This is a genomic window from Mycobacterium fragae (assembly GCF_002102185.1).
Lineage (GTDB): Bacteria > Actinomycetota > Actinomycetes > Mycobacteriales > Mycobacteriaceae > Mycobacterium > Mycobacterium fragae.
Genome location: NZ_LQOW01000016.1, coordinates 120,673 through 142,236, shown reverse-complemented (window position 1 = coordinate 142,236; position 21,564 = coordinate 120,673). Strand labels below are relative to the sequence as shown.

The window sequence follows — 21,564 nt, the reverse complement described above, 5'->3', positions numbered from 1 at the left end:
TTCTTGCTATCGCCGTAAGGTCTACAGCGCGAGCACGCGTAGTCCTGAAAATGCGCTGAGATACACCGCGAAAATGGTCCGCGCGCGGGCCAATTGGCGTAGCTTGCGGAAGTGCCCTCGACCACCACGATGATGACCACCGTCGATGGCTTTCCCATCGAAGTCGGCGTAACCGGTCCAGAGCAGGGCTCCGTCGTGGTGGTGCTCGGTTCCGCGCAGCGGGCGCTCTCCGCATACGACGCCGTGTGTGAACGTCTGCACACCGCGTCGCTGCGGACCGTCGTCATGGGCGCCGACCCACGCCTGACGCCGAAGTCGGTGGTCGGCATCCTCGATGTGCTCGACATCAACTGGGGTGTGCTGGTCGGCGACCGCGTCGGGGGCGAGCTGGCCTGGGAGCTGGCGGCCACCAGGCTCGACCGCTTCACCGGTCTGGTCGCCATCGACCGCGGGCATCCGCGGGTGGCGGATCTGACCGGGGTGATCCGCGATGTGCACTGCCCGCCGGTCGAGATCAACACGACTGCGCTGGTCAGCACCCCGGCCGCGCGCGCGGTGGCGCGCGCCAGCCAGCGGTTCGTCTACGGCGATTACCGGGTGGTGGAACTGCTGGGACGGCGTAGCGCGCAAGAGTCGACTGCGCAACTGGCTGCCGAGATCGTCCTGCGCACCAGTACCTGGTGAACCTGTCACGCACCGAACTCGAGCAGCGCGTCGCCGCCGGTGATATCGACACTGTCATCGTTGCGTTCACCGACATGCAGGGCCGGCTGACCGGCAAGCGAGTCTCGGCGCGGATGTTCGCCGACGAGGTGGCCGAGCGCGGCGCCGAGTGTTGCAGCTATCTGCTCGCCGTCGACGTCGACATGAACACGGTGGCCGGTTACGCGATGTCGAACTGGAACACCGGGTACGGCGACATGGTGATGATGCCGGACCTGACGACGCTGCGGCTCATCCCATGGCTGCCGGGCAGCGCGCTGGTGCTGGCCGATCTGATGTGGCACGACGGCAGCGTCGTCGAACCCGCACCGCGTCGGGTCCTGCGCCGCCAGCTCGACCGGCTGAATCAATACGGTCTGCGCGCCTATGTCGCCACCGAACTGGAATTCATGATTTTCGACAACACGTACCGCCAAGCGTGGGCTGCGGGCTACCGCGGGCTGACCCCGGCGAGCGACTACAACATGGACTACGCGCTGCTGGCTTCCACCCGGCTCGAACCGCTGCTGCGCGACATCCGGCGTCACATGCAGGGTGCGGGTCTGCGCTGCGAAGGCGTCAAGGGTGAGTGCAACCGAGGTCAGCAGGAGATCGTGTTCGGCTACGACGAGGCATTGATCACCTGCGACAACCACAGCGTCTACAAGCACGGGGCCAAGGAGATCGCCGACCAGCACGGCAAGTCACTGACGTTCATGGCCAAATACGATGAACGCGAAGGCAACAGCTGTCACATTCACATGTCGCTTCGGACCGCCGACGGCTCTGCGGTGCTGGCCGACGACGGCCAACCGCACGGCATGTCGCCGACGTTCCGCAGCTTTGTCGCGGGCCAGTTGGCAACATTGGGCGAGCTCACATTGTTTTTTGCGCCGAACATCAACTCCTACAAGCGGTTTGCCGATCGCAGCTTCGCGCCTACCGTGGTGGCGTGGGGATTGGACAACCGGACGTGCGCACTGCGCATCGTCGGTCGCGGCCGGGACATGCGGGTGGAATGCCGGGTGCCCGGCGGCGACGTCAACCAGTACCTGGCCGTCGCCGCGCTGATAGCCGGCGGCCTGAGCGGCATCGAGCGCGACCTGCAGCTGCCACCGCCTTGTACCGGCAATGCCTATCAAGCTGCCGACGCCGAACGGCTGCCCGGCACGCTTGCCGAGGCTGCGACCCTTTTCGAGGGCTCGACCGTCGCCCGGCAGGCATTCGGTGCCGACGTCGTGGCCCACTACGTGAACAACGCCCGGATCGAACTGGCCGCGTTCAACGCGGCGGTCACCGATTGGGAGAGGGTGCGTGGCTTTGAGCGCCTCTAGGTCGAGCCCGCCGGTGATCGGGCTGACCACCTACCTGGAGCAAGCCCAGACCGGCGTTTGGGACGTCCGCGCCGGTTTCCTTCCCGCCGCCTACTTCCAGGGCGTCACCGCCGCCGGCGGGGTGGCGATGCTGCTGCCGCCACAGCCGGTGGATTCCGACATTGCCGAGCGGGTGCTCGACGGCCTGGACGGCCTGGTGATCACCGGCGGCAAGGACATCGACCCCGCCGCCTACGGCCAGACGGCGCATCCGGCCACCGACGAGCCCGGCCGGCAGCGCGATGCCTGGGAGTTCACGCTGCTGGGCGCGGCGCTCGAGCGCGGGCTGCCGGTGCTGGGCATCTGCCGCGGCGCCCAAGTGCTCAACGTCGCGCTCGGCGGAACGCTGCATCAGCACCTGCCCGACGTCCTCGGCCACCACGGGCATCGGGCCGGCAACGCGGTCTTCACCACGTTGCCGGTGCGCACGGTGCCCGGCACCCGGCTGGCCGCTCTGGTGGGCGAGTCCGTCGACGCGCGGTGCTATCACCATCAGGCCATCGCCGAGCTGGGCCAAGGCCTGATCGTCAGCGCGTGGGACGGCGACGGCGTGGTCGAGGCGCTCGAGCTGCCCGGGGACGGCTTCGTGCTCGCGGTGCAGTGGCATCCGGAGGAGAGTCTCGACGACCTGCGGCTGTTCGGGGCGATCGTGGAGGCGGCCCGGACATACGCCGGCGGACGGGTGAGCAGATGAGTGTGGATTTGAGCCGACGGCTCGCCGGCAAGATCGCCGTCGTCACCGGCGGCGGTGGCGGCATCGGCCTGGCCGCGGCGCGGCGGCTGCACGCCGAAGGAGCCACCATCGTCGTCGGCGATATCGACCGGCGCACCGGCACCGCCGCCGCCGACGAGCTGGGCGGTTTGTTTGTCGAGGTGGACGTTTCGAACGAAGCCGCGGTCTATCGGCTCTTCGACACCGCGGCGGACACCTACGGATCGCTGGACATCGCGGTCAACAACGCCGGGATCTCGCCACCCGACGACGAGCTGATCGAGAACACCGATCTGCCGGCGTGGCAGCGGGTGCAAGACGTCAACCTGAAATCCGTATACCTGTGCTGCCGCGCGGCGCTGCGACACATGGCGTCCGCGGGCGCGGGGTCGATCGTCAACGTCGCATCATTCGTCGCGGTGATGGGATCGGCCACCTCGCAGATTTCCTACACTGCGTCCAAGGGCGGGGTCGTGGCGATGTCGCGGGAGCTCGGTGTGCAGTTCGCCCGGCAGGGCATCCGCGTCAACGCGCTGTGCCCCGGCCCGGTGAATACGCCACTGCTGCAGGAGCTTTTCGCCAAGGACCCCGAACGTGCGGCACGACGGCTGGTGCACGTGCCGATGGGTCGCTTCGCCGAGGCCGACGAAATCGCCGCCGCCGTGGCGTTTTTGGCCAGCGACGACGCGTCGTTCATCACCGCGTCGACGTTTTTGGTCGACGGCGGCATCAGCGCGGCCTACGTCACCCCGCTGTAGGCGGCACGCCGGTCGGCACGGCGACGGCGGAAGAACACGGCCAACCCGGCGAGAACGAGTATTCCGATGAGGCCGGAAATCGCACAGCCGGGGCCGTGCAACGCCTCCGCAATGGTCTTCGGATCGCGGTCGAGGGCATAGCCCGCGCCGGCCAGCGCCGCGGTCCACGGGATGCAGCCGGCAACGGTGTAGACGCCGAACCGGATCGGCGGCATCGCGGAGATGCCTGCGGGCAGCGAGATGAAGGTGCGCACCGCCGGCAGCAGCCGGCCGATGAACACCGCCGGTGCACCGTAGCGGGCGAACCAGCGTTCGGCGCGGTCAAGATCGTCGGCGCCGAGCCACATATAGCGGCCCCAGCGGTGCCAGGCGGCCTGACCGCCGTAACGTCCGACCGCCCATGCGATGTAACTGCCGACGACATTGCCCGCTACGCCTGCCACGACGATCAGAATGACGTTGGGGTGGGCACCGGGTATGGCCGGAGCCGCCAACGCCCCACCGAACAGCATGATCAGCTCCGAAGGTATTGGTATACAAGCCGATTCGGCTGCCATGAGCACGAATACGGCGAGGTAGCTGTAGCTCACGATGAACTGTTGCATAGCTGTCGACTCCAGGGGTCAGCCGGCGGACGGTGAGCGCGGGATCACGCTGGGGCGCATGTCGTATTGCGGCGTCGCACCGTTGGCGGTGCGCCCGGCCATACTCGTGATCGGCATCAGGGGTGGTACACCTGCCGACCCCGTCACCGGGGCGACGCCGACGCTGGTTGCCGGCAACGCCGCGGCGGCTGGGCTCGCGGCGGCGGGGACTGCGGTCCAGGCTTGCGGCACCGATAACGGACCGATTGAAACCGCCCTGCCTATGCCCGCGGACACCGCCGCGCCGCCTCCGCCCAAGGCTGGTGCTGAGCCCAATGCGGTCAAAGCGAGTCCGCCCGTCATCCCGGAGCCCGCCGCTTTGACGCCTGAAGCGGTTACGGCGGTCGTCGAACCCATAGATTTCGCCATCGAATTCAGCGAATTCATCGCCGTTATGGGCGTAGTCGCCAAATACGCGGCATTCCGAAGCGGCATCGCAAGCGTATTCAACGCATTAACGGCTGATATCGGCGATGTGGAAGACGGCGACGGCGACGCGAGGCTCTGCGTCTCCGGGTTGGTGGCGGTCGGCGGCTCGGTGAACGGCGTCAATGTCGAGGCGGCTCCGGCGGCGCCGGCATACCCGTACATCGCGGCGGCATCCTGCGCCCACATCTCGCCGTAGTGAGCCTCGGTGGCCGCGATCGCCGGGGCGTTTTGACCCAGGACGTTGGTCGCGATCAGAGACATCAACTGAGCGCGGTTGGCCGCGATCACCGGCGGCGGCACCGTCATCGCAAACGCCACTTCGTAGGCGCCGGCTGCGGCATTGGCCTGGGTGGCCGACTCCTCGGCTTGCGCGGCGACGGTGTGAAGCCACGCCACGTAGGGCGCGGCCGCGGTCGCCATCGAGGCCGACGACGGACCCTGCCATGACGAGCTGGTCAGACCAGCGATCACCGCAGAGTAGGAGACCGCCGCCGAGGCCAGCTCGGTGGCCAACTTGTTCCAGGCTGACGCAGCGGTCAGAAGCGACGCGGGCCCGGGACCGGAATACATTCGGGCAGAGTTAATTTCAGGGGGCAACATCCCGTAATCCATTGCTATACACATCCTTTGGTCGGTCATAGTGACGTTGGCGGAACGCCGGATAGGCGGGTTCCGATAACTACAGACCAACGCTGCGCGTGCGGGGGCACCGGAAGTCGTGCCGCGGCACAGGCTGATGGCGTTGGTCAGCGTTCACCGGCCGTCATGGCGACACACAACGGCTCGGTGCTGACCGATCAGCGACGCGCGATACAGAACTGCGTCAAGAGATTTCGCCCGGAATGATCCGCGGCAGGGGCGCGGGGCTGCGTGCTGTCGCGCCAGGACCACACAGTCGGCATCGAAGTCGGCGATGGTGACGACTCCGGTGGCGGCAGGAAGCGAGACTGAGTCGGTGGCCGATTGCGGAATATGCCTGCGGATTTGAACGGCGTATGGCTGGTAGGTGACGACGCGTGATCGAGCTGTGCGTCGTCGCTGTGAACGGCGCTAACCGATGTCAGCGAGCCCGGGTCGGATGTCGCGCGCTCGAACCGCAGCAGCCAGCACCCGGCAATGGCGACGAGCATGATTGCCGCCGCAGCAATGGCGATGACCGTTCGCGCCCGTGACGGCGCGCGTGCGCCGCTGTAACTCACAGTGGCCCAACTGTAGCAGCGCGCGCTCGGGTTTGCGGGGTAGCGCTGCAGGCTACCCGGCCGACGGCGGGTGGGCCATCACCGTCGGGCGGAATCCGTATCGGGGCGCGACACCGTTCATGCCATGGCCGGTCGGGCCCGCAAGTGGCATTCCGCCGAGCAGGCTTCCCGGCCCGCCCGCGCTGCCTGGCGGCACTCCGCCCAGCGTGGGCCCGGGCAGCGCCGCGCCGGCCGCACCCGTCGGCGTGACCGGCGCCCATGCCGGTGGCACCGACAGTGGGCCGATGGTGGCTGCCTGGCCCAGACCTGCGGACACGCCGCCGAGGCCGCCCAGTCCGCCCATCGGAGCTGTCAACGCGCCACCGAGCCCCTCGGCGGCCGCCGCACCTTCGGCCACAGCGCCCTCACCCGCGGCCTCAGCTCCAAGAAGCCCGGGGATTTCGGAGAGGGTACCGATCCAGTTGCCCGGCATATAGAACCCGGACGAAAAGATGGTGTTCCAAAGGTTGTCGTTCAACCCCAGGCCCTCCGAACCAAGCAGGCCATCGGGAAACAACACTCCGAGGATCCCGCCCAGTCCCGACGTCGACGAGGCAGACGACGGCGAGGCCAGCCCTTGCAGTGCCTGCGGGATTGCGGAGGTCAGCCGCGACACGGTTGTCGGGGTCGCTGTCCCAACCGCCTGGGTGACCGCGGCGGCTTGCACAGCCGGTGCCGCGACGGTGGTGGTCGGCGGTGGCTGGGTAAACGGCGGCAACGCGGATGCGGCCGCCGAGGATCCGGCATAGCCGTACATCGCAGCGGCGTCCTGAGCCCACATTTCCGCATAGTGCGCTTCGGTCGCCGCGATAGCGGGAGTGTTCTGACCGAGAAAGTTGGTGGCGATCAACGACATCAACAACGTTCGGTTGGCCGCGATCACCGGAGGTGGCACGGTCATTGCGAACGCGGTTTCATACGCGCCGGCAGCCACTTTCGCCTGACTGGCGGTCTGCCCGGCCTGGGCGGCGGCCATCCCCATCCACGCCACATAGGGAGTGGCGGCGGCCGCCATCGACGCGGATGCCGGACCTCGCCACGGACCGCTGGTGAGGTTGGAGACCAACGACAGATAATTACCTGCGGCCGTGGACATCTCGGCGGCCAGGCCGTCCCAGGAGGCCGCGGCGGCGATCATCGGCCCCGAGCCGGGACCGGCATACATGCGCGCGGAGTTGATTTCCGGCGGTAGTGCTGCGAAATCCATCGCTCACTCCTCAGCTCGTGGCGATCGCGTTGGCGGCCTCGGTGGCCGCATAGGAACCGGCACTTGTCGCCAAGACAGCCACGAACGCCTGGTGGATCGCGGCGGCCTGTGCGCTCACCGCCTGATACATGTGGGCGTGCGCAGCGAATTGCATTGCGGTCAAGGCGGATACCTCATCGGCGGCGGCCGGGATCAGCCCGGTGGTCGGGGCCAATGCGACCGCGTTCTGGGCACTTACCGCCGAGCCGACAGCTTGCAGATCTTCCGCTGTTGCGGACAGCATTTCCGGTACGGTACTGACGAATGACATTGGACTGCTCCTTCGGTTGATCTGTCAGAGGGCGCACGCCAACCGCACACGTCGCAGGTTGCAGACGTGTGTGCTAAATGGCTTGGCGCAGCGCCGGGACCGGTTAGTTAGCGACGGCCATCGAATTGTCGCGGGTGTATCGACGCGGGCCGGCGTCCAACCCGACTCGGGTTCGGAGGTGCGCGCGGCTTGTCGTGAATCCAAGCCGGTTTTGCGACGCGTTTCAGCCGACGCGTTCGGCCTGCCCCATCCACTTCTCCTCGATACGTGCGTATCGCCAGACCAGCAGGGCCACAGCCCAAGTCGCCACGAACAGGCCGACGATGAGAAAACCGATGGCGTTGAGGTCGATGCCACCGATCCAGGTCCAGAATCCGCCGCTCCAGCCGAGCTGATCGGCGAGCAAACCCAGCAGTTCGACGGTGCCGATGAGCAGAGCGACAACGACGGACAGGCCGGTGATGGTGAGGTTGTAGTAGACCTTGCGCACCGGATTGGAAAACGCCCAGCCGTAGGCGAAGTTCATAAACGAGCCGTCGATGGTGTCCAGCAGGCACATCCCCGCGGTGAACAACACGGGCAGACACAAGATGGCGTACCACGGCAGGCCGGCGGCGGCGCTGGTACCCGCCAGCACCAGCAGCGCGACTTCGGTGGCCGTGTCGAATCCCAGGCCGAACAACAAGCCGACCGGATACATGTGCCAGGACGCCGTGACCGATTTGGTGAACCGGCCGAGGAAGCGGTTGAGCAATCCGCGGTTGTTCAACTGCGCCTCGAGCTCTGCCTCGTCGTAGACCCCGCGGCGCATCCTCGTGAACACGCCCAGGATGTTCACGAGGATCACCACGTTGATGATCGCGAGCAGGTACAGGAATACACCGGAAACGCTGGTGCCTATCAAGCTGGTGTAGTGGTGCAGCGCCGACGAATCCTGCTCGACCGGCCCGATGATCGCCTTGACCCCGATCGCGATCAGCAGTGCCAACCCGAAGACAACCGAGGAGTGGCCCAGTGAGAAGAAGAACCCGACGCCAAGCGGCCGCTGCCCGTCGTTCATCAGCTTGCGGGTGGTGTTGTCGATCGCGGCGATGTGGTCGGCGTCGAATGCATGGCGCAGCCCCAGCGTGTATGCCGTCAGCCCGATGCCGATGCCGAAAGCCTTGCCGCCGACGCTGAGGTGGGCGGGCTCGACGACGAGCACCAATGTGGCCCAACCGATTACGTGCAGGGCGACGATCAGCGCGAGCATCGAGCCAAGCCGTATCCACTCGTCGGGTGCTAAAGCCCCCCGCAGCCGAGACCACGATGAGGATTGGCGGCTGAGTTCCTCAGCGGCCATGTCGCGTCCCATCCGGAATAGAATCCCGACCGCAGACGAGGGTAAACCACTGGGAAACGTCATGCAGACGATTGGCAGGAATTCTGCAAGTATTTCGCAGGAAGAGCCTTTGTGTCCGGTGTTTGCCCAAGTCAGCCCCGGAAGGTGATCAGTGGGATCGCCATCTCGGCTGGCGTGTCCGCGCCGTGGAAGCCGACGAGCTTGGCCACCTCGGGTGGCTCGTGCGCGGTGGCCAGTACGGCCGCGTCGCCGATGCAGCTGACGACGACGTCCCCGATCCGGGCCAGGTGGTCCGGGTGCACGGGCCCGAACAGCCCGGCGGCCACCGCGTCGTCGCGGCTGCGGACCTCGGCGCGCCCGTCCAACAGCTCGGTCCAGGCGGCGAGCACGTCAGATGCGGCGCCCGGGTCGGTATGCAGGTAGCGCACTCGCGGGTCGCCGGCCACCACGCGTATTCCCGCACTGAGCCGAGGGTCGGCGTCAAGGTCGATCCGTGAGTTCGCCGGCACGTTCACACCGCCGTGGTCGGCGGTGACCAGCAGCGCGGCATCCGACGGCAACGCCTCGACCAGTCGGGTCAGCAGCGCGTCGACGCGGGCGGCCGCGGCGTGCCACTCGGGCGACCCGATGCCGAACAGATGCGCCGCGGTGTCGAGTTCAGCGGTGTAGCCGTAGACCAGCCCGGGCGCCGCCCGCAGTTGCTCGGCCACCCTGGCCGCATAGTCCTCGCCGGTGGTCGTCGCGTGGAATTCCGCACCGCGGTACGCCGCCTCGGTGAGGCCGCTGCCGATGAACGGCGCGGGCAGCACGGCGCGGGCGCTGACTTCAGCCCGATGCAACCGCTCGAACCACGTTGGGACAGGCTGCCATTGGGCCGCCGGCGGATCGTCGCGCCAGATGATGTGGGGGAGCACCCGGTCGGCGTCGGGGAGCTTGACGGTGAAGCCGAGAATGCCATGCTCGCCCGGTGTGGCCCCCGTTCCCAAGGACACCAGGCTCGTCGGTGTGGTCGAGGGGAAGGTGCAGGCGAGTTCGTCGAGCCGTCCAGCGTCACCGGCCAGCACCGTGGCCAGCAGCGGTGCATCGGCGCACAACTCCGGCAGCAGGTGCCAGCCCATACCGTCGACCAGCATGACCGCCACCCGACGCACGTCGCCGATCCGCTCGGTCAACCCCAATGTGTCGACCGCGCCCGCGGCCGAGAGCACTGCGGCCGCGCTCGGCAGCACATCGCAGATGGAGGGCATGACGTCAGTCTGGCAGTCGTGCCGAGCATCCTGCGCAATACTGGGTGGGTGGCTAGGCCGCTGGCTTTGGATCCCGCCGTCACGGAACGGATCGGCGAGTTGCTGCGCGCCCACGGGCTACGGCGAATGGCGTCGCGGATAGCCGTGTTGGCGGTGCTCGAGCCGGTCCAGGGTCACCTGTCGGTCGCCGAGATCGATCAGCGGGTGCATGAGTGCCTGCCCGACGAGGATCAGCCGCCGGATCTTGCGACGATCTACCGCACAGTGACCACCCTCGTCGACCAAGGTGTGCTGCATGCGCTGACCCTGGAGAGCGGTGTCGCCACGTACGGGCTGGCCTCAAAGCCGCATCATCACGCGGTGTGCACACGATGCGGGTCGATCATCGAAGTGCCCGCCGGACGGCTCACCTCGGCACTGGAACATGCGATGGCGGGCAGTTCCTTCGCGCTGTCCGAGCACGCCGGTCTCACCCTGCACGGCCTGTGCCCGCGGTGCCAGTCCAACAGCCAGACCCCATCAGGACAATCCGAGTAGCGCGTTCTCGACAACCTCCGGCAACGCCGGGTGAATCCAGTACTGGCCGCGCGCCATCTGCTGGGCAGAGAGACCGAAGCTCATCGCCTGGATCAGCGGCTGGATGATCGACGACGCCTGGTGCCCCATGATGTGCGCACCGAGCAGCCGCCCGGTCCCGCACTCGGCGACCAGCTTGACAATGCCGGAGGTGTCCTCCATGGCCCAGCCGTAAGCGACGTCCCCGTAGTCCTGAACCGCCACAGAGACATCGAAGCCCTTTGCGACAGCCTGATTCTCGGTCAACCCCGCGCTGGCGATCTGCGGATCGGTGAACACCGCGGAGGGGACGTAGCGGTGGTCGGTGGCCACCATCGCTTCGGTGTCGTCCCAGTCGCAGAGCAGATTGTGCTGCACAACGCGCGCTTCGTGGTTGGCCACATGCTTGAGCTCATACGGTGACGACACATCGCCGAGCGCGAAAACACCACGTGCTGAAGTTCGTTGGTATTCGTCAACAACTACCCGAGTGCCGTCGACGTCGATCCCGGCCTGCTCGGCGTCCAGCAGGTCGCCGTTGGGAATCCGCCCAGTGGCCACCAGCACGGTGTCCGCGGGCAGCCTTGAGCCGTCGTCGAGTTCCAGCACGATGCCCGACCGCTCGCGGTGCGCGCCGATGACGTTGCGCCGGAACCGCATTTCCCATTTCGCCGATGCGATGCGGGTGAACCGTTCGCCAATGGTGTCATCCAATTGCCGCAGCAGGGTGCCGCCACGGATCACCAAGGTGATCCGGACACCGAGCGCGGAGAAGATATGCGCGAATTCGGCTGCTACGTAACCACCTCCGACAATCACCAGATGCTCGGGCAAATCCGCAATCCGCATGATGGTGTCGCTGGTGTGATAGTCAACTCCGCAGTCGAGGATGGCCGGCGGGATCACCGGTCGTGATCCCGCGGCGATCACCACCTGATCGGCGGTGAATTCGTCCCCGTCGTCGGTGCGCAGCAGATAGCGGCCGTCCGGCTGCACCGGCCCGAACCGGGTATGCCGGTCATAGACATCGATATTGGGCGCGGCCCGCCGATAATCTTCGCCGCCGATCGCAATCGGGTCGATCCGCCCGAAGATGCGCGAGACGATGTCATCCCAACGCACTCGGTCGATGTGCGCGTCGACGCCGTAGCGGGCCGCGGTGCGCACGGTGTCGGCGACCCCGGCGGCGTAGACGAACATCTTCGTGGGGATGCAGCCCACGTTGAGGCACGTGCCGCCGAAGGTGCCCTGTTCACAGATCGCCACTCGTTTCCCGGCATAGCGTTCATCGAGAATGCTGTTGCCCGAACCGGTTCCGATGATTGCCAGATCGTAAGTCTCCACGGGCGTCATCCCTTCCCGGACGTTGCCGGTGCCGACGCACCGAGGTAGTCGTCAAGCCAGGTATCCAGTTTGTCGTAGGCCACCTGCCGCGGTTGCGGCATCGACAAGAACACGTCGTGTTTGGCGTCGATGATCGGAACGACGGTGCTGCGGTTACCGATGCAGCCGGCCCACCGCGCGATCTGTGTGACGTCGAGAACCGCGTCGCCGCATTGCAGGCCGACGGGGTCTGCGGTCTCGGTCACGCTGTGATCCGAGCGCAGAATCAGGTTCGGCACACCGACATCCAGCCCTCGATGCAGTCGCAGCTGACCGCGCCGGACCGCATGCAGCCAGCCGAAGGTGATCGGGAAGCCGCCCAGCGGTTTCCACTGCAGGTCATAGTCGAACTCGCCGTGATAGTCGCGATGCAGGCTGGCGCCATAGCCACCCTGGCCCGGCCCTCGCGCCACGCGTAATTTGGCCACCCGCGCAACGGCGGCGATCAGCGCCGAGGTCAACGCCCACCGCAGGATCGCATGGCCGGGCAGGTCCAGCAACGGGCTGTTGAGGACCAGGCCGCCGACGCCCGCGCGCCTGGTCGCGCCGCGCTCTCGTAGCCGATCCAGCCACAGCGACACGATCAATCCCCCGGCGGAATGGCCGTACACCAGTACTTGGGCCGAATCGGTCTGCTCGCGGATCACGGCCAGAGCGCGGTCGAGTTCGGTGTCGTAGCGGGCCAGGTCGGTGGTGAAGTGCGGGGTTTGGCCGGGCCGCCACGACCGCCCGCATTTACGCAGGTCCAGCGCGTAGAACGCGAACCCGCGACGGGCGAAGTGATCGGCCAGCGAGGTGTGGAAGAAGTAGTCGGTGTATCCGTGCACCGCCAGCACGGCGTGGGAAGCCGCAGCGGCATCATCTTCCCGGCCGCGGCGAAGCAGTGTCGCGAAGATATCGCCCTCGCCGTCGGGATCGGCGCCCAGGCCGATGGTGAGCTGCCAGTAACCGGGCAGGACATCGGGCTGCCAGCCAGTCACGGTGCCAGCTTAGAGGCCAGCTCAAAGCGTGCCTTGTGACCGCTGCCGATAACCTGATGACCGATGACCAAAACGGCAAAGGTCGACGTCGCGCTGGTGGGAGCGGGCATCATGAGCGCCACGTTGGGTGCGCTGCTGCGGCGTCTCGAGCCGGACTGGTCGATCACCCTGGTCGAACGGCTCGACGCCGCCGCGGCTGAGAGCAGCGCCGCGTGGAACAACGCCGGTACCGGACATTCCGGGCTGTGCGAGCTGTTCTACACCCCGGAAAAAGCCGTGCGCGTCAACGAGCAGTTTCAGGTCAGCCGTCAGTTCTGGGCCTACGCGGTGGAAAGCGGCATCCTCTCCGACGTGCGCAGCTTCCTCAACCCGATTCCGCATGTCAGCTTCGCGCAGGGCACCGAACAAGTCGGCTACCTGCGGCGCCGCCGACAGGCGCTGGCGGCCAACCCGCTCTTCGCCCGCACCGAATTGATCGACGACTCCGACGAGTTCGCCCGCCGGCTGCCGTTCATGGCCGCCGGACGCGACTTGCATGAACCGGTGGCACTCGACTGGGTCGCCGACGGCACCGACGTCGACTTCGGCGTGCTCTCCCGGCAGCTCATCGGTTACGCCGTGCGCAATGGCACCACTGCGCTGTTCGGACACGAGGTGCGCAACCTCTCCCGGCAGCGCGACGGCAGCTGGACGCTGACGATCCGCAATCGCCGCACGGGCGAAAACCGCCGGCTCGGAGCGCGATTCGTCTTCGTCGGGGCGGGCGGCGGGGCGCTTCCGCTGTTACAGAAGTCCGCCATCGGGGAGATCAAGGGATTCGGTGGGTTTCCGATCGGCGGCCAATTCCTGCGCAGCGGCAATCCTGCGATCGTCGGGGCACACCGCGCCAAGGTGTATGGTCTGCCCGCGCCCGGTGCCCCGGCGATGACGGCGCCGCATCTGGACCTGCGGATCGTGCACGGCAAGCCCTGGCTGTTGTTCGGGCCGTTCGCGGGCTGGTCGCCGAAGTTCCTCAAACAGGGCCGCATCACCGACCTGCCACGCTCGGTGACACCGGCCAACCTGGTGTCACTGCTCGCCGCCGGTATCAGCCAGCTCAAACTGGTCACTTACCTGATCGGTCAACTGCAGCTGGCCCAACCCGCCTGCGTCGACACGCTGCGGGAATTCGCGCCCAGCGCGGAGGACTCCGACTGGGAGCCGACGGTGGCCGGCCAACGCGTGCAGGTGATCCGCCGGGGGAGGCTCGAGTTCGACACCACGGTGTGCAGCGCCGCCGACGGCAGCATCGCCGGTCTTCTCGGGGCGTCGCCGGGGGCGTCCACGGCGGTATCGGCCATGCTCGACGTGCTGCATCGCTGCTTTCCCGACCGGTATCAGGCCTGGCTGCCTACCCTCAAGGAGATGGTGCCGTCGTTGGGCGCAACCTTGTCGCGTGAGCCGGCACTATTCGAGGAGGTGTGGACGTGGGGCAGCAAGGTGCTGGGGCTATGACCATTGCGTTGCGCCGCGCATGGGCCAAAGACCTTGATGCGCCGACACTTTACGAGCTGCTCAAGCTGCGGGTCGAGGTTTTCGTCGTCGAGCAGGCCTGCCCGTATCCCGAGCTGGACGGGCGCGACCTGTTCGCCGAAACGCGACATTTCTGGCTGGAATCCCCCGATGGGGAAGTGATCTGCACGCTGCGGCTGATGGAGGAGCACGCCGGCGGCGAGAAGGCGTTCCGGATCGGTCGGCTGTGCACCAAACGCGGCGCCCGCGGACAAGGCCACACCACCAGACTGCTGCAAGCGGCGTTGGCAGAGGTGGGCGACTACCCGTGCCGGATCAACGCCCAGGTCTATCTGGCCGACATGTACGCCCGGCACGGATTCGTCCGCGACGGCGACGACTTCGTCGAAGACGGCATTCCGCATGTGCCGATGCTGAAGCCCGGGACCGGTACGGTGGGGGTACCACCCGCTCGCGGGGGCACATCGCCGTGAAACCCTTCCCGTTCAGCGCGATCGTCGGTCACGAGCAGCTGCGACTGGCGCTGATCTTGTCCGCGGTGCGCCCCGAGATCGGCGGGGTTCTCATCCGCGGCGAGAAGGGCACCGCGAAGTCGACGGCCGTGCGGGGGCTGGCCGCACTGCTGTCAACCGCGAACACCGAAGCGCGCCTGGTCGAATTGCCCATCGGTGCCACCGAGGACAGGGTGGTCGGCTCGCTGGATCTGCAGCGCGTGCTGCGCGACGGCGAGCATGCCTTCTCACCGGGGCTGCTGGCCCGCGCGCACGGCGGCGTGCTCTATGTCGACGAGGTCAACCTGCTGCACGACCACCTTGTCGACTTGCTGCTCGACGCGGCCGCGATGGGCCGGGTGCACGTTGAGCGCGACGGGATCTCGCATTCGCACGAGGCCCGGTTCGTGTTGATCGGCACGATGAACCCGGAAGAGGGCGAGTTACGCCCGCAGCTGCTGGACCGCTTCGGGCTCACCGTCGATGTGCACGCCTCGCGGGACGTCGACGTGCGGGCGCAGGTCATTCGGCAGCGGATGGCTTACGAGGCCGACCCGGACGCCTTCGCGGCGCGCTATGCCGCCGACGACGCCGAGCTGGCCCGCCGGATAGCCGGCGCTCGCGTGCTCGTCGACGACGTCGTGTTGCCGGACAACGAGTTACGTCGCATCGCGGCGCTGTGCGCCGCGTTCGATGTCGACGGCATGCGCGCCGATCTGGTGGTCGCCCGTACTGCGGTCGCCCACGCGGCTTGGCGCGGCTCCGGCATGGTGGAAGAACAGGACATCCGAGTGGCGGCCGAGCTGGCGCTGCCGCATCGGCGTCGCCGTGACCCGTTCGACGACCCCGGCATCGACCACGAGCAACTCAACGCCGCACTGGCGCAAACAGATAGCGACCCTGAACCCGATCCCGACCCGCCGGGCGGCGGTTTGAGCGCCAAAGACACTGATTCCCAACCGAATTCACATTCAGCGCCGAGACCGCCGCAGCCCAGCGCACCGCCGTCCGCCCCATTTCGTACCCGCGCGTTGACGGTGCCCGGTGTGGGCGACGGTGCGCCGGGCCGGCGGTCGCGGGCCCGCAACGCAGCCGGCAGCGCGGTGGCCGCCACCGGTGAAAGCTCGGCCGGTCACGGCTTGCACCTGTTCGGCACTGTGTTGGCCGCCGCCGAAAACGCACAAACAGCCGGCCCGTTACGGCTGCGCCCGGACGATGTGCGCCGCGCCGTGCGCGAGGGCCGAGAAGGCAACCTGGTCATCTTCGTCGTCGACGCATCCGGCTCGATGGCGGCCCGCGACCGGATGGCCGCCGTCAGCGGCGCCACGTTGTCGCTGTTGCGCGACGCCTACCAGCGACGCGACAAGGTCGCGGTGATCACTTTCCGGCAACAACAAGCGCAGGTGCTCCTGCCGCCGACGACGTCGGCGCACATCGCCGGGCGCCGGCTGGCGCGCTTTGACACCGGGGGTAAGACGCCGCTGGCCGAAGGTCTGCTCGCCGCCCGCGAACTTGTGCTCCGCGAGAAGGCCCGCGACCGGTCGCGCCGGCCCCTGGTCGTGGTGCTCACCGACGGCCGGGCCACCGCGGGGCCGGATCCGTTGGGCCGCAGTCGATCCGCGGCGGCGCTGCTGGTCGCCGAGGGCACGGCCGCGGTGGTCGTCGACTGCGAAACATCGTATGTGCGGCTTGGGTTGGCCGAGCAGCTGGCCGCCCAGCTTCGCGCACCAACGGTGCGCCTGGAGCATTTGCGGGCCGATTATCTGACCGAGGCCGTGCGCAGCGCGGCCTGAACCGCCGAGAGGTAACCGCTTATGCCACAGGGCCGTCCGCTGTCGGTTCCCGAGGACGGGCTGACCACCCGGACCCGGCGCAACGCGCCGGTGCTGGCCGTGCACACCGGTGACGGCAAGGGCAAATCCACCGCAGCATTCGGAATGGCCTTGCGGGCGTGGAACTCCGGGCTTAACGTCGCGGTGTTCCAGTTCGTGAAGAGCGCCAAGTGGAAGGTCGGCGAGGAGGCGGCGTTCCGGGCGCTCGGGCAGCTGCACGACGAGCACGGTGTGGGCGGGCCGGTGGAATGGCACAAGATGGGCGCCGGATGGTCCTGGACGCGTAAGACGGGCAGCGAGGACGACCACGCGGCGGCAGCCGCCGACGGCTGGGCCGAGATCGCACGTCGGCTGAGCACTCAACAGCACGACTTCTACCTGCTCGACGAGTTCACCTATCCGCTGAAGTGGGGCTGGATCGACGTCGACGACGTGGTCGATACCCTGCTCGCCCGCCCCGGCAGCCAGCATGTGGTGATCACCGGTCGCGACGCCCCGCAGCGGCTGGTCGAGGCCGCCGATCTGGTCACCGAGATGACCAAGGTCAAGCACCCGATGGACGCCGGGCGCAAAGGCCAAAAAGGCATCGAATGGTGAGCGTTCCCGCAGTCGTGATCGCCGCACCGGCGTCGGGCAGCGGAAAGACCACTGTCGCAACGGGTCTGATCGGTGCACTGCGGCAGGCCGGCCACACCGTCGCGCCGTTCAAGGTCGGCCCTGACTTCATCGACCCGGGGTATCACGCGCTCGCGGCTGCCCGCGTCGGCCGCAACCTGGACCCGGTTCTGGTGGGGGAGAACCTGATCGGTCCGTTGTATGCGCACGGCTCCGCCGGTGCGGACATCGCCGTGGTCGAAGGCGTGATGGGCCTTTTCGACGGGCGCATCGACACGCATGCGACAACGCCGGCGCCTGGGTCCACCGCACATGTCGCGGCTCTGCTGAGCGCCCCGGTCATCCTGGTGGTCGATGCCCGCGGGCAGAGCCAGAGCATCGCCGCGCTGCTACACGGGTTTTCGACGTTCGAAACCGGCATCCGCATCGCGGGTGTCGTGCTGAACCGCGTCGGCTCGGCGAGACACGAGCAGGTGTTGCGCCAGGCATGCGAGCAGGCCGGTGTCGCGGTGCTGGGCGCCATCCCGCGGCGAGACGAATTAGAAGTACCGGCAAGGTATCTCGGCCTGGTGACCGCACTGGAATACGATCGCCGTGCCCACCACGCGGTCGAAGCCATGACGGCGCTGATCGCCCGCCACGTCGACGTCGGCGCCGTGTTCGGGCTCGCCCGCACCCGCGTCACCGATCAGCCATGGGACCCGTCGGCCGCGATCGAGGACGTCGAACGCGCAGCGGTCACCGTCGCGCTGGCCGGCGGAAAGGCGTTCACTTTCGGCTATCCCGAACATGCCGAGCTGGCCCGCGCGGCGGGTGCCGACCTGGCCGAATTCGATCCGCTCGTCGACCCCCTGCCCGACGGCACCGACGCGGTGCTGCTGCCGGGGGGATTCCCCGAGCAGTTCGCCGCCGAACTGTCCGGCAACGACGCGGCCCGCCGCCAGATCAATGCGCTGGCCGCCGCCGGGGCTCCGGTCCATGCAGAATGCGCCGGGCTGCTGTATCTGGTTTCCAAACTCGACGGGCACCCGATGTGCGGCGTGCTGAACGGAACTGCCCGCTTCACCGAGCACCTCACATTGGGCTATCGCGAGGCGGTCGCGGTGACCGATTCATCGCTCTGCGATGCCGGCCAACGTATCGTCGGACACGAATTTCACCGCACCGCAATAGAATTCACCGAAGACTACCAGCCGGCATGGGTGTATGCCGACGGCGAGCGTGACGGTGCCGTGCACCGCGGTGTGCACGCCGCGTACCTGCACACCCATCCGGCCGCGGCGCCGAATACGGTGGCGCGCTTCGTCGCGCACGCCGCTACCAAAGCCTCTAGACTCACCCGGTGACCGAGAACGCCTATCTGGTCGGGTTACGGCTGGCCGGCAAAAAGGTCGTGGTGATCGGCGGCGGCACCGTCGCCCAGCGCCGGCTTCCACTGCTCATCGCCAGCGGGGCAGACGTGCACGTCATCACGCGTTCGGCCACCCGCGCGGTCGAGGCGATGAGCCGAATCACGTTGTCGCTGCGCGACTACCACGACGGCGATCTCGACGGCGCCTGGTATGCGATCGCCGCCACCGACGACCCGGAGGTGAACGCCGCGGTGGTCGCCGAAGCCGACCGGCGGCGAATCTTTTGCGTCCGCGCCGACATTGCCGTCGAAGGCAGCGCCGTCACCCCCGCCTCGTTCGACTACGCCGGGCTGTCGGTAGGCGTGCTGGCCGGCGGCGAACACCGCCGCTCGGCGGCGATCCGCTCGGCGATCCGCGAGGCCTTGCAGCAGGGCGTCATCACCCCGGAGGGCGTCGAGAGCGACGACGTCGTGCGCGGTGGGGTGGCGCTGGTGGGCGGCGGACCGGGCGATCCCGAGCTGATCACCGTGCGCGGGCGCCGTCTGCTCGCTCACGCCGACGTCGTCGTCGCCGACCGGCTGGCGCCACCGGAACTGCTCGCCGAGCTGCCCCCGCACGTGGAGGTGATCGACGCCGCCAAGATCCCCTACGGGCGGGCGATGGCCCAGGACGCCATCAACGCGGTCATGATCGAGCGGGCGAAAGCCGGCCAGTTCGTCGTGCGCCTCAAGGGCGGTGATCCGTTTGTCTTCGCCCGCGGCTACGAGGAGGTGCTGGCATGCGCCGACGCCGGGATTCCGGTCACCGTGGTGCCCGGTGTGACCAGCGCCATAGCGGTGCCCGCCTCGGTGGGTGTCCCGGTCACGCACCGGTCGGTGAATCACGAGTTTGTGGTGGTCAGTGGTCATATCGCGCCGGGACACCCCGAATCGTTAGTGAATTGGGACGCACTCGCGGCGATGTCGGGCACCATCGTTTTGCTGATGGCCGTCGAGCGCATCGAGCTTTTCACCGAGGCCCTGCTGAAAGGGGGCCGACCTGCGGATACGCCGGTGCTGGTGGTTCAGCACGGCACGACGGCCGCAGAACAAACGTTGCGGGCCACCCTCGCCGACGCCCCGGAGAAGATCCGTTCCGAGGGCATCCGCCCGCCCGCGATCATCGTCATCGGCGCGGTGGCGGCCTTCGGAGCTTAAACAATTCTTAAGGTTTACTGTAGGGTGGCCCGTTATGACGGCTCTCAACGATGCAGAGCGGGCTGTCCAAAACCGGACGACTGAACCCTCCGAACGAACAGTCGAAATGGCCCCCGTGCACTCAGAAAAGACCGCCTTGAACCCGATTACCAGGTATTTTCCGACCTGGACGCCGTCATGGCGCTTCATCGCCGCCGTGATTGCCATCTGCGGCATGCAGCTGATGGGCACCATGGACGGCACCATCGCGATCGTCGCGCTTCCTAAGATTCAAAACGAGCTGAGCCTGTCCGACGCCGGACGCAGCTGGGTGATCACCGCCTACGTGCTGACCTATGGCGGGTTGATGCTGCTCGGCGGACGTCTCGGCGACACCATCGGCCGCAAGCGCACGTTCATCGTCGGCGTCACGCTGTTCACCATCGCCTCCGCGCTGTGCGGCATCGCCTGGGACGACCCCACCCTGGTCACCGCGCGGCTGCTGCAGGGCGTCGGCGCCGCGATCGCCACACCGACTGGCCTGGCGCTGATCGCCACCACCTTCCCGAAGGGACCGGCGCGCAATGCGGCAACGGCGGTCCTGGGCGCAATGGCCGGTGTCGGCTCGGTGATGGGGCTGGTGGTCGGCGGGGCGCTCACCGAGGTGTCGTGGCGGCTGGCGTTTTTGGTGAACGTGCCGATCGGGCTGGTGATGATCTACCTGGCTCGCACCACGCTGCGGGAAACCGTCAAGGAGCGGATGAAGCTGGACGCCACCGGGGCATTCCTGGCGACGCTGACCTGTACCGCCGCGGTGTTCGCCTTCTCGATGGGCCCGGAAAAGGGCTGGATCTCGGTGACGACGATCGGCTCGGGGCTGGTGGCCCTTTGCGCGTTCCTGGCGTTCGCCGTCGTCGAGCGCACCGCGGAAAACCCCGTCGTGCCGTTCGATCTGTTCTTCGACCGCAACCGGCTGGCCACGTTCGTGGCCATCTTCCTGGCCGGCGGTGTGCTGTTCACGCTGATCGTGCTGATCGGCCTGTATGTGCAGGAGCTGATGGGCTACAGCGCGCTGCGCGCGGGCGTCGGCTTCATCCCGTTCACCATCGCCATGGGCATCGGCCTGGGCGTCTCGTCGCAACTGGTGTCATGGTTCCCGCCGCGGGTGGTGGTGATCGGTGGCGGAATCCTGGTGCTGGGCGCAATGCTGTACGGCTCGACGCTCGACCGCGGCATGCCGTACTTCCCGACCCTGGTGGTGCTGATCAGCCTCGGCGGGATCGGTATCGGCATGATCATCGTCCCGCTGGTGCTCTCGGCGATCACCGACGTCGGGTTCGACCGGATCGGTCCCACCTCGGCGATCGCACTGATGTTGCAGAACCTGGGCGGGCCGGTGGTGCTGGCCGTCATCCAGGCCGTGATCACATCGCGCACCCTGTATCTGGGCGGCACCAACGGACCGGTGAAGAACATGAACGCCGCCCAATTGCATGCCCTGGACCACGGCTACACCTACGGCCTGCTGTGGGTGGCGGGCGTGGCGGTCCTGACCGGCGGCGTGGCCCTGCTCATCGGGTACAGCGCCAAGCAAGTGGCTCACGCCCAGGAAGTCCAGCAAGCCATCGACGCGGGAGAGCTGTAGTCCCAGGCGCCATAACGCCGTCGAAACTGCGCTCACGGTCGTCAAAGCGGCAAGAACCCCGC

At 67.5% G+C, this 21,564-nt stretch carries 19 protein-coding genes and 1 pseudogene; 12 read left to right on the top strand and 8 right to left on the bottom strand.

Annotated elements, in window-relative coordinates; all coding sequences use genetic code 11:
* The first annotated feature begins 132 nt into the window (after positions 1-132).
* From AWC06_RS08670 to AWC06_RS08655, 4 genes are read left to right on the top strand one after another with little or no spacing between them, the layout of a single operon-like run.
* Positions 133-684 carry an alpha/beta hydrolase gene (locus AWC06_RS08670; protein ID WP_085196620.1) on the top strand — a complete coding sequence of 184 codons (552 nt, stop codon included), beginning with the start codon at positions 133-135 and terminating at the stop codon, positions 682-684.
* Positions 681-2,036, top strand: coding sequence for a glutamine synthetase family protein (locus AWC06_RS08665; RefSeq protein WP_372458083.1), 1,356 nt, complete (start codon positions 681-683; stop codon positions 2,034-2,036). Before AWC06_RS08670 ends, AWC06_RS08665 begins: the two co-directional genes overlap by 4 nt.
* Positions 2,002-2,769: a gamma-glutamyl-gamma-aminobutyrate hydrolase family protein gene (locus AWC06_RS08660; RefSeq protein WP_372458089.1), complete on the top strand. Its 768-nt coding sequence runs from the start codon at positions 2,002-2,004 to the stop codon at positions 2,767-2,769. The genes AWC06_RS08665 and AWC06_RS08660 overlap by 35 nt, the downstream gene beginning before the upstream one ends.
* The gene (locus AWC06_RS08655) at positions 2,766-3,545 is read left to right on the top strand and encodes a 3-oxoacyl-ACP reductase (RefSeq protein ID WP_085196393.1); all 780 of its coding nucleotides are present in this window, start codon (positions 2,766-2,768) and stop codon (positions 3,543-3,545) included. Before AWC06_RS08660 ends, AWC06_RS08655 begins: the two co-directional genes overlap by 4 nt.
* On the opposite strand, the gene AWC06_RS08650 is transcribed toward AWC06_RS08655, so the two are convergent.
* The 6 genes from AWC06_RS08650 to AWC06_RS08625 form a co-directional block, all read right to left on the bottom strand.
* Complete coding sequence (locus AWC06_RS08650) at positions 3,527-4,150, bottom strand: DedA family protein (protein WP_085196391.1); 624 nt, start codon at positions 4,148-4,150, stop codon at positions 3,527-3,529. The two genes, AWC06_RS08655 and AWC06_RS08650, sit on opposite strands and share 19 nt — an antisense overlap.
* A gap of 18 nt (positions 4,151-4,168) precedes the next feature.
* Positions 4,169-5,230: a PPE family protein gene (locus tag AWC06_RS08645; protein ID WP_085196389.1), complete on the bottom strand. Its 1,062-nt coding sequence runs from the start codon at positions 5,228-5,230 to the stop codon at positions 4,169-4,171.
* A 639-nt stretch (positions 5,231-5,869) separates the two neighbouring features.
* On the bottom strand, positions 5,870-7,063 hold the full coding sequence (locus tag AWC06_RS08640) for a PPE family protein (RefSeq protein WP_085196387.1): 1,194 nt from the start codon (positions 7,061-7,063) through the stop codon (positions 5,870-5,872).
* A 10-nt stretch (positions 7,064-7,073) separates the two neighbouring features.
* Positions 7,074-7,373, bottom strand: a complete 300-nt coding sequence (locus AWC06_RS08635; protein WP_085196385.1) for a PE family protein — start codon at positions 7,371-7,373, stop codon at positions 7,074-7,076.
* Between the two features lie 223 nt (positions 7,374-7,596).
* A complete protein-coding gene (nicT, locus tag AWC06_RS08630) occupies positions 7,597-8,715 on the bottom strand; it encodes a Nickel transporter NicT (protein ID WP_085196616.1) in 1,119 nt (372 codons plus the stop codon).
* A 131-nt stretch (positions 8,716-8,846) separates the two neighbouring features.
* Positions 8,847-9,962, bottom strand: coding sequence for an alkaline phosphatase family protein (locus AWC06_RS08625; protein WP_085196383.1), 1,116 nt, complete (start codon positions 9,960-9,962; stop codon positions 8,847-8,849).
* Positions 9,963-10,010: 48 nt separating this feature from the next.
* Here AWC06_RS08625 and AWC06_RS08620 point away from each other — a divergent pair, with 48 nt between their 5' ends.
* Positions 10,011-10,499, top strand: coding sequence for a Fur family transcriptional regulator (locus AWC06_RS08620; protein ID WP_227371041.1), 489 nt, complete (start codon positions 10,011-10,013; stop codon positions 10,497-10,499).
* Here the strand turns inward: AWC06_RS08620 and mtr are convergent.
* Both mtr and AWC06_RS08610 read right to left on the bottom strand, forming a co-directional pair.
* Entirely contained in the window at positions 10,482-11,861 is a 1,380-nt protein-coding gene (gene mtr / locus AWC06_RS08615) for a mycothione reductase (RefSeq protein WP_085196612.1), read from the bottom strand. The two genes, AWC06_RS08620 and mtr, sit on opposite strands and share 18 nt — an antisense overlap.
* A 5-nt stretch (positions 11,862-11,866) precedes the next feature.
* Positions 11,867-12,880 (bottom strand): alpha/beta hydrolase, encoded by a 1,014-nt coding sequence (locus tag AWC06_RS08610; protein WP_085196381.1) that lies wholly within the window; start codon positions 12,878-12,880, stop codon positions 11,867-11,869.
* Between the two features lie 63 nt (positions 12,881-12,943).
* Here AWC06_RS08610 and mqo point away from each other — a divergent pair, with 63 nt between their 5' ends.
* The 7 genes and pseudogenes from mqo (at position 12,944) to AWC06_RS08575 (ending at position 21,502) form a co-directional block, all read left to right on the top strand.
* A complete protein-coding gene (gene mqo, locus AWC06_RS08605) occupies positions 12,944-14,374 on the top strand; it encodes a malate dehydrogenase (quinone) (protein WP_085196379.1) in 1,431 nt (476 codons plus the stop codon).
* On the top strand, positions 14,371-14,865 hold the full coding sequence (locus AWC06_RS08600; protein ID WP_085196377.1) for a GNAT family N-acetyltransferase: 495 nt from the start codon (positions 14,371-14,373) through the stop codon (positions 14,863-14,865). Before mqo ends, AWC06_RS08600 begins: the two co-directional genes overlap by 4 nt.
* The gene (locus AWC06_RS08595; protein ID WP_085196375.1) at positions 14,862-16,676 is read left to right on the top strand and encodes a magnesium chelatase subunit D family protein; all 1,815 of its coding nucleotides are present in this window, start codon (positions 14,862-14,864) and stop codon (positions 16,674-16,676) included. Before AWC06_RS08600 ends, AWC06_RS08595 begins: the two co-directional genes overlap by 4 nt.
* 21 nt (positions 16,677-16,697) lie before the next feature.
* Positions 16,698-17,312: a cob(I)yrinic acid a,c-diamide adenosyltransferase gene (gene cobO / locus AWC06_RS08590; protein WP_085196373.1), complete on the top strand. Its 615-nt coding sequence runs from the start codon at positions 16,698-16,700 to the stop codon at positions 17,310-17,312.
* The gene (locus tag AWC06_RS08585; RefSeq protein WP_085196372.1) at positions 17,309-18,676 is read left to right on the top strand and encodes a cobyrinic acid a,c-diamide synthase CobB; all 1,368 of its coding nucleotides are present in this window, start codon (positions 17,309-17,311) and stop codon (positions 18,674-18,676) included. Before cobO ends, AWC06_RS08585 begins: the two co-directional genes overlap by 4 nt.
* Positions 18,673-19,889 (top strand): annotated as a pseudogene (gene cobA / locus AWC06_RS08580) (uroporphyrinogen-III C-methyltransferase). Before AWC06_RS08585 ends, cobA begins: the two are co-directional and overlap by 4 nt.
* 23 nt (positions 19,890-19,912) lie before the next feature.
* A complete protein-coding gene (locus AWC06_RS08575) occupies positions 19,913-21,502 on the top strand; it encodes an MFS transporter (RefSeq protein WP_085196368.1) in 1,590 nt (529 codons plus the stop codon).
* The last annotated feature ends 62 nt before the right edge of the window (positions 21,503-21,564 follow it).